8 protein-coding genes and 1 pseudogene are annotated in these 8,780 nt (G+C 39.1%); 8 read left to right on the forward strand and 1 reads right to left on the reverse strand.

The genetic code is table 11. The annotated features are described in order from the left end of the window. Positions 1 to 132: 132 nt before the first annotated feature. The 8 genes and pseudogenes from L652_RS0117300 to L652_RS0117335 all read left to right on the forward strand — a co-directional run bounded on the left by L652_RS0117300 (position 133) and on the right by L652_RS0117335 (position 7,932). The gene (locus tag L652_RS0117300; protein ID WP_024597187.1) at positions 133 to 2,019 is read left to right on the forward strand and encodes a transglycosylase SLT domain-containing protein; all 1,887 of its coding nucleotides are present in this window, start codon (positions 133 to 135) and stop codon (positions 2,017 to 2,019) included. A gap of 310 nt (positions 2,020 to 2,329) precedes the next feature. Next, positions 2,330 to 3,652: a Xaa-Pro dipeptidase gene (gene pepQ / locus L652_RS0117305; RefSeq protein ID WP_024597188.1), complete on the forward strand. Its 1,323-nt coding sequence runs from the start codon at positions 2,330 to 2,332 to the stop codon at positions 3,650 to 3,652. 86 nt (positions 3,653 to 3,738) lie between these two features. Then, positions 3,739 to 4,353, forward strand: coding sequence for a YigZ family protein (locus L652_RS0117310; RefSeq protein WP_024597189.1), 615 nt, complete (start codon positions 3,739 to 3,741; stop codon positions 4,351 to 4,353). Between the two features lie 96 nt (positions 4,354 to 4,449). Beyond that, complete coding sequence (locus tag L652_RS0117315) at positions 4,450 to 5,901, forward strand: TrkH family potassium uptake protein (RefSeq protein ID WP_004335179.1); 1,452 nt, start codon at positions 4,450 to 4,452, stop codon at positions 5,899 to 5,901. Between the two features lie 45 nt (positions 5,902 to 5,946). After that, positions 5,947 to 6,610, forward strand: a pseudogene (locus L652_RS01000000124035) (flagellar brake protein). Between the two features lie 465 nt (positions 6,611 to 7,075). Continuing rightward, entirely contained in the window at positions 7,076 to 7,288 is a 213-nt protein-coding gene (locus L652_RS0117325; RefSeq protein ID WP_004335175.1) for an EF-hand domain-containing protein, read from the forward strand. A gap of 140 nt (positions 7,289 to 7,428) precedes the next feature. Next, on the forward strand, positions 7,429 to 7,641 hold the full coding sequence (locus L652_RS0117330) for a calmodulin (RefSeq protein ID WP_004335174.1): 213 nt from the start codon (positions 7,429 to 7,431) through the stop codon (positions 7,639 to 7,641). Between the two features lie 75 nt (positions 7,642 to 7,716). Next, the gene (locus L652_RS0117335) at positions 7,717 to 7,932 is read left to right on the forward strand and encodes an EF-hand domain-containing protein (protein ID WP_024597191.1); all 216 of its coding nucleotides are present in this window, start codon (positions 7,717 to 7,719) and stop codon (positions 7,930 to 7,932) included. Positions 7,933 to 8,013: 81 nt separating this feature from the next. Here the strand turns inward: L652_RS0117335 and trkA are convergent. Continuing rightward, positions 8,014 to 8,780 (reverse strand): Trk system potassium transporter TrkA (trkA, locus tag L652_RS0117340; protein ID WP_024603575.1); only part of this gene is annotated, 767 nt, incomplete at its 5' end.

An 8,780-nucleotide genomic window follows, 5' to 3' on the forward strand; every position in this document is an offset into this window, starting at 1 on the left:
TGCTTGCTTTAAATTAAAAATGCAACGAAAAATTTAACTCGGTTACAATCGACTGGTTAAAATATAGCTGGTTTGGTGCTAAGGTGGTTGAAAAGTTTTTATTCACAACTTTAATTTTTATTAAAGGACATTATGAAAAAATATTTACTAAGTGTTGCGGCAGCTGCATTCATTTTTCCTCTTCATTCTGCCGAGGCAAGTAACGATAACGATGCATTTTTAGATGCCGAAAAAAAAGTAAGGTACGGCAGTTACCAAGACTTTAAACAAGCGGTTAGTAACCTAAATCATCCGTTAAAACCTTATGTTGAAAAAACGTATTGGCAACGCCATCCGAGCATTAAACATCAGGCAGAAATAGAAAAATATTTAAATATATACCAGCATACGCCGCTTGAGTGGCCGGTCCGTAAAGCGTGGTTAGAGTATTTAAAAGATAACAACGAAAAGGCGGCGTATATCCGCAACTATCGTGAAACGTCTAATACGGAGCTTACTTGTACTTATTTAGATTTTCAGCTTGATTTAGGTGCGCCCGAAAAGGCAATTCTAAATCAGGTGACCGACTTATGGGCTGTAGGTAAATCGCAACCTAATGGTTGTGATAGTTTATTTTCTACGTGGCGTAAAAAAGGCTACATGAAAGAAGAAACGGTTTGGAAGCGTGTAACACTTGCTGCACAAGGCGGAACGCAAAGCTTATTACCTTACTTAAAAACTTTATTACCAAGTAAGGAGCGTTACTTAGCTGACTTATATTTAAAAGTGCGAAAAGATCCAAGCGCAGCCGCTGGATTATATAGATATAAAAACAAGTCGGCTAAAGAAGGGCAAATAGCTATTTATGGTGTTAAGCGTTTGGTTTGGCGCGATAAAGAGCTAGCTTTAAAAGCATGGGAAAAGCTAGAAAAAATATTTAAGTACAGCGATGAAGAAAAAGCGGATGTGTATTACACTTTTGCATTGTCACTTGCCTCTAGCGGGCATAAACAAGCGAGCTTTTGGCTAAATAAAGTGCCAAAAGAGCGACTAGACAGCAAGCTTATTCAGTGGCAACTGGGCAATATGCTCAAAACCCAAGATTGGGAAGGGATTGCTGCATTTTTTACAGGTAAAGAAAATTTAAGTCTTGGTCAGCAATATTGGTTAGCTTATAGCTATGCACAACGTGGCGAGCAACAAAAAGCAGACGACATTTGGAAAAAAGTAGCGGCTAATCGTGATTATTACGGCTTTTTAGCCGCAGCACGTTTGGGGTTGCCCGTTGATTTAAATAATCAGCCTTTAGCAGTCGATAAGGTACTTGTAGATAAAGTGAGTAATGCACCAGGCTTTAAGCGTGCAAAAGCACTTTATGATATTGAGCGCTTTACGTCGGCGCGCCGTGAATGGAATTACTTAACGGATACCTCTAGCGATGAAGAAAAGCTGGCAGCATCACAGTTATCTACCGATTTAGGTTGGCACGACAGTACTATTTTTACTTTAGCAAAAATTAAAGCATGGGATAATGTAGAGCAACGTTTTCCGTTTGCGTTTCAAGATGTTTTTGAGCGCTACAGTAAACGTAGCAAGATAGATGTTGCTTGGAGTATTGCTATTGCAAGGCGCGAAAGCTCTTTTGCGCCAGATGCACGCTCGCATGCTAATGCGCGTGGTTTAATGCAGTTATTACCTAGTACTGCTGAGTATGTAAATAAAGGCAGTGTGACAAGTAGTCGTTTATATCAACCTAAAACAAATATTAGGTTGGGTACGAGTTACTTACAATACTTAAAAAAGAAAAACCATGGCAATGAAGTACTGGCTACGGCTTCTTATAATGCGGGTTATCACCGTATAAAGCGTTGGTTACCTGATGACGCTATTCCGGCTGAGTTATGGGTAGAGCTTATTCCGTATCGCGAAACCCGCGATTACGTAAAAAATGTATTTGCGTACAGGCAGGTTTATCATACAAGAATGGGTCGAGAAGGTAATGTATTAGCGCCGCTACTCGAAATGAAAATGGGCGGTTGAATATATGATACCAATCGACCAATAACTTAACACGATAGGTATAGGTATTAATAAGGGGGATGTTTACATGTTAAATATCCCCCTTTTTTGAGCGCTGAGGGTAATACCAATTTTATTAAAAACATGATCATTCTAGCGTATTAAATAACTCAATAACTGCGTTAAAAATTATTTATATAGAACAACTATGTATCATAATTTTAGCCTTGTTATTAAGCTATTTTCTTATCGCTATAATAGATCATTAATTTAATGCAATTGGTATAAGTGATAGACTCATAGCAAGTTAAATTTAACAGATGGATTAACAATGGATAAATTAGCCGTTTTATACGCCGAACATATTGCAACACTGCAACAGCGTACTCGTACAATTTGTAATAGCGAAGGGTTAGAAGGATTAGTAATTCATTCAGGCCAAGCTAAGCGCCAGTTTTTAGATGATATGTATTATCCATTTAAAGTTAATCCACAGTTTAAAGCATGGTTACCGGTTATTGATAATCCTCATTGCTGGATTGTGGTAAATGGCAGCGACAAGCCAAAACTCATATTTTATCGCCCGGTAGATTTTTGGCATAAAGTACCAGACGAGCCTCGCGACTTTTGGGCTGAGTACTTTGATATAGAGCTACTACTTCAGCCTGATCAAGTAGAAAAGTTATTACCATATGATAAAGCTAAATATGCTTACATGGGTGAATACATTGAAGTAGCGCAAGCACTTGGTTTTAGTATTATGAACCCTGAGCCTGTACTTAACTATTTTCATTACCACCGCGCTTATAAAACCCAGTACGAACTTGAATGTTTACGCAACGCTAACCGCATTGCAGTAGATGGGCATAAAGCTGCACGCGATACATTCTTTAATGGTGGTAGCGAGTTCGACATTCAGCAAGCGTACTTAATGGCGACACGTCAAAGCGAAAATGAAATGCCGTACGGCAACATTGTTGCGCTTAACGAAAACTGCGCTATTTTGCACTACACGCACTTTGATCCAAAAGTGCCACACACCCACAACTCATTTTTAATTGATGCCGGTGCAAACTTTAATGGTTACGCTGCTGATATTACTCGTACGTATGATTTTAAAAAGCAGGGTGAGTTTGCTGAGCTTGTGCAAGCGATGACTGTTCAACAAATCGAGTTAGGTAAAGGTTTAAAGCCGGGTATGCTTTATGGTGATTTACACGTTGAATGTCATAATCGTATCGCACAAATACTTAGTGACTTTAAAATTGTTAACCTACCCGCGGAGGAAATTGTTGAGCGTAAAATTACATCTACTTTCTTCCCGCATGGACTAGGACATCACCTAGGTTTACAAGTGCATGATATGGGCGGTTTTATGAGTGATGAAAAGGGCACACATCAACCATCGCCTGAAGGGCATCCGTTCTTGCGTTGTACTCGCCTGATCGAAAAAAACCAAGTGTTTACTATTGAGCCAGGTTTATACTTTATTGATTCACTGCTTGGTGATTTAGCGCAAACCGATAATAAGCAGTTTATTAACTGGGAAAAGGTAGAGTCATTTAAACCATTTGGCGGCATTCGTATTGAAGATAACATTATTGTTCACGAAGATAGCCTAGAGAATATGACGCGTAATTTAGAACTCGATTAATTTCTATAAAGACGAGTTAGCGAATAAACGTTAAAATATGCATATGAACGGGGCCTTTAGGCCCCATTTTTAATTGAGCTCTTAATATGTCTGAATATAAATATCCTGCTGCTGACGTTTTTCATCAAGAAGAAATAAAAAAAAGTACGTTTATAGTCCACATTGCACACACCCCCGATTTAAATTCAGCAAAAACATTTATTAAAAGCATTGAAGAAAAGTATAGCGATGCACGTCATAACTGCTGGGCACATGTGGCAGGCAACCCCGGTGGCAGCCATGTTTATGGTTTTTCGGATGATGGTGAACCTAATGGCACTGCAGGAAAGCCTATGCTAAATGTGCTGGTGGGTTCGGGCCTTGGCGAAATTACTGCCGTGGTGACACGTTATTTTGGCGGCATAAAATTAGGCACCGGCGGACTAGTACGTGCTTATGGTGGCTCATTAAATAATGCACTAGTAAAATTGCAAACGGTGCTTAAAGTTCCCTGCGTTGAAATTATTGGGAGTAGTGAGTACAGCATGCAAGGCGCGATTGAGCAGTTATTAAAAACAAAGTATCAAGTGCTTAATATTGATAAGCAATTTACTGCTAATATTGAGTGGGTGATTACAATCGATAGCCGCGAAGCTAAGCAAGCAGTCAAAGATATTTTTGATTTAAGTCACGGCGCAGTTGAGTTAACTATTAAAGAGTAATAACCTACACAAATTGCATATAATGCATACTGACCCTATTTAATTTGGTTGATACTACTCAGCCTGAATTTACTAATAATAAAAGCGACAAGCTAAATGCAATTTCGTACCATCATAAAAATTCTTGGCCAACTTGTTGCGCTGTTTAGTATTACCATGGTGCCTCCGGCACTGGTGTCTTTAATATACAAAGACGGTGGTGGTGTTCCTTTTGTTTTAGCATTTATCTTTAGTGTTGTTATTGGCATGATGGCTTATTACCCAAACCGCCATGAAAACGGTGATTTAAAAGCACGTGAAGGCTTTTTAATTGTTGTTTTGTTTTGGCTGGTACTTGGGGCGTTTGCGTCCTTGCCGCTTATCTTTTTACAAGAACCTAATTTATCGCTCGCCGATGCGGTGTTTGAAGCATTCTCTGGCTTAACAACCACCGGCGCTACAGTACTTACCGGTATTGAGTACTTACCTAAGTCGGTGTTGTTTTATCGCCAGCAACTCCAGTGGTTTGGCGGTATGGGTATAATCGTACTCGCTGTCGCTATACTCCCCATGCTAGGTGTTGGTGGTATGCAGTTATATCGCGCTGAAATACCTGGGCCTGTAAAAGATTCTAAAATGACCCCGCGAATTGCCGATACAGCAAAGCACCTTTGGTATATTTATGTGTCGTTGACTATTACTTGTATGCTGGCTTATTGGGCTGCAGGAATGGAGTGGTTTGATGCTATATGTCATGCATTCTCAACGGTGGCGATAGGTGGTTTTTCTACTTACGACGCCTCCATGGGGCACTTCGACAGCCCTGTAATTAACTTTATTTGTGTGTTCTTTTTAATTATTGCCGCTGTTAACTTCTCCCTGCATTACGCCGCAGTGGCGAGCCGAAACATACAAGTTTATATCAGAGACCCTGAGTTTAAGGTGTTTTTGTGTATTCAATTAGCGCTGGTGGTTATTTGTTTTACCGTACTTTCCTCTAACGAAATATTTGCTAATGGCGATGAAACCCTCGATCAGGCGTTATTTCAAGCTGTTTCAATGAGTACAACAGCAGGCTTTGCTACTGATAACTTTTCAACATGGCCTTTGTTTTTACCTATTTTACTTATATTTTCGAGCTTTATTGGTGGCTGTGCAGGCTCTACCGGTGGTGGTATGAAAGTAGTGCGCGTATTTTTACTTTATTTGCAGGGCGTGCGTGAGCTCAATCGTTTAGTGCACCCACGGGCTATATATTCAATCAAGCTGGGTCGTAAGGCGTTGCCAGACAAAGTAGTAGAAGCCGTGTGGGGTTTTTTCTCTGCTTATGCGCTTGTATTTATTATTATCATGTTAGCGCTTATGGGCACGGGTATGGATAACATAACTGCGTTCTCAGCCACTGCGGCTTGTTTAAATAACTTAGGGCCTGGCTTAGGAGATGTAGCGTCGCATTATGGTGCTATAACCGATGGTGCTAAATGGTTGCTTACTATTGCAATGGTGTTTGGTCGCCTAGAAATATTTACTTTATTAGTGTTATTTACGCCTACTTTTTGGCGTGGATAAACGAGCGGCTTAAGTTTTAAATTACAAAATATTGGAAAAAGGGATATGCCAACAAATTTAGAAAAGCTAAAGCATATAGGTGTAGGCAGTTTAGTTGACCTAGAAATATTAACACCTACAAGCAGTAAGCGTGTTAAAACTGAATTAGTTGGTTTACTCGATAAACAGTTTATTATTTTAAATTATCCCAATGCTAAGCGTTTACCTGCAGCGAGTGACTATTTACGTGATGGTGTAATGGTTGTTGTAAGAGCACTGATTGAAGGCAGTGGCGGGNGGGCAAGTTATTGCGTTTCGCCAGCAAATTATGTCAGTAGCCTCTCATCCCGCTAAACTCGTCTTTATTAATTTTCCTAAGCAAGTGCAGCTATTTGCGCTACGCTCGCAAACACGCATACCTACCTTGTTACCTGCAAAGCTAAAACTAAGTGACGATAGAGTGCTTGAAGGCCTTATTAAGGACATTTCACTCACTGGTGTAATGTTTGATATTAGAGGCGATCAGCAAGCTGAAGGTATTAAAGATATGCAATGCACTGTCGTACTCAATAGTAGTGATAAAGATTTTGAAGGTGAAATTTGCAGTGTTAAAGAGCATGTCGCAGGTGTGCACTGCGGAATTAAGCTACTAGCAAGCGAGGATGAAATGAAAACCTTTATGAAAGAGCATTTTATAGACCCATCTGCGCTTGAGCCCACCGTTGACTAAATCGTTTTTCGCTTATTTGCAACAAAATGTCGTTTTACGTGAGTATTTATAAAGTGTTTTTTTGTTTTTATATAATTAAAAATATTATTCAGTTAAAACAATGCTTTACGTATTTTTTGTTATGGCTTGTTTTTTGTTGTTATAGCTACTTCGTTAAAATTAACCTTAATTATTTTTTAAAATCCCTCCTTTTATAGCTCTACATTTTAAAATGTATCTTTTTATATAAACATAACTATTTGTTTTTAATGACTTTAGTTTTTCACCTCTAAAGCGTGTTGCGAAAAGGCAACAGTAATGACTCTGAAAATTCCTACTTATTGTATGTTTTGTTTTTAACTTGTTGAAAGTTCATGGCTTTTCAATGTTGGCATTTAAGTTGTAATAGTCAGGGTGTACTGAACGAAATCGTGATTCAAAGTGAAATACTTAATCGCACACACATAAATTTGAAGGATACATATTATGAAAAGCATTAATAAAACTTTAGCACTTATCGCTATTGCATCTTCTTCAGCCGCTTTTGCAGCAACAGATTTTGACACACTTGATGTAGACGGCAGTGGCACAATTAGCCAAGCAGAAGCATCAGTAGACGCAAAATTAATGAGCATGTTTTCTGAGCTTGATACTGACCAAAATGGTGAGTTATCAAAAGAAGAATTTTCAGAAGCTTAATTAAAAAGTATTTATCCTGAGTTGCCAAAGACAACCTAAGTAGGCAAGGGAGCTTACGAAAGAGGATAACAAGGAAGTGAAAAATTACGTTTTAAGTTAAACGAAGCAATTTTTTTGATAGAACATTGAAGGATTAAGTTATGAAACATTTAAATAAAGCATTAGCACTTATAGTACTAGCATCTTCTTCAGCTGCATTTGCAGCATCAGATTTTGACAGCCTTGATATCGATGGTAGCGGCACAATTAGCCCAAGCGAAGCGGCTGTCGATACCGATTTAATGGCTGAATTTATTGAGCTAGATACCGACGGTAGCGGCGAGCTTTCTAAAGAAGAATTCGCTAATTACTAATCTTTTTTCAGATTAAACATTTTTCACAGTCAGGGATCTTTGAAAAGGACTTCCCATATTACTAGGAATATTATTATGAAAACATTCAATACAACACTTGCAGTTATCGTTTTAGCATCTTCATCAGCAGCATATGCTGCAGTAGATTTTGCCTCTTTTGATGCAGATGGCGACGGTGCGATTACAATGGAAGAAGCGAAGGTTAACCCTCAACTTGTGAAGATTTTTGATGATTTAGATACTGATGGAAATGGTGAAATCTCTAAAGAAGAGTTTTCAAAGGTACAGTAATCAATATTCGAAGATACTCCACTAAAGCCGCCTTAGTCAGCGGCTTTTTTGTATTTTAAATTAACTAATTAGCGTAACTAGTTAAAGGAATATAGCACTTACTTGGAATAGTTTTTCTACAACGGTAATATGTTTTTTGTCGATTAAAAACATAATGACATGATCGCCCGACATAATAATTGTATCATCGTGAGCTATCAGTACATCGTCATTACGTACTATTGCGCCAATAGTTGTACCCGCTGGAAGTTTTATGTCGGCAATCGCGCGACCAACAACTTTAGATGTGCTTTCATCACCATGAGCAACCGCTTCTATGGCTTCTGCCGCACCTTTACGCAGTGAATACACATTAACAATATCACCACGGCGTACGTGCGTTAATAACGCTGATATTGTTGCTTGTTGTGGCGATATGGCAATATCTATTTCGCCGCCTTGTACCAAATCAACGTAAGCACCACGCTGGATAAGCACCATGGTTTTCTGTGCGCCCATACGTTTTGCAAGCATGGCTGACATAATGTTTGCTTCATCGTCGTTGGTTACAGCGATAAACACATCTACTTGTTCAATATGCTCTTCTGAGAGCAGTTCTTGATCAGATGCGTCACCACAAAAAACGACCGTGTTATCGAGCATTTCTGAGAGTTGCTCAGCACGTTCTTTACTGCGTTCAATTAGTTTAACGGTGTGGTTTTTTTCAAGTGAGCGGGCAAGGCCTGCCCCAATGTTACCGCCACCAGCTATCATAATTTTTTTGTACGAACGCTCAAGTTTTTGTAGCTCGTTCATTACTGCGCGTATATGTTTTGTAGCGGCAATAAAGAATACTTCGTCATCGGCTT

Origin of the sequence: Pseudoalteromonas sp. TB25 (assembly GCF_000497995.1) — a bacterium.
Classification (GTDB): domain Bacteria; phylum Pseudomonadota; class Gammaproteobacteria; order Enterobacterales; family Alteromonadaceae; genus Pseudoalteromonas; species Pseudoalteromonas distincta.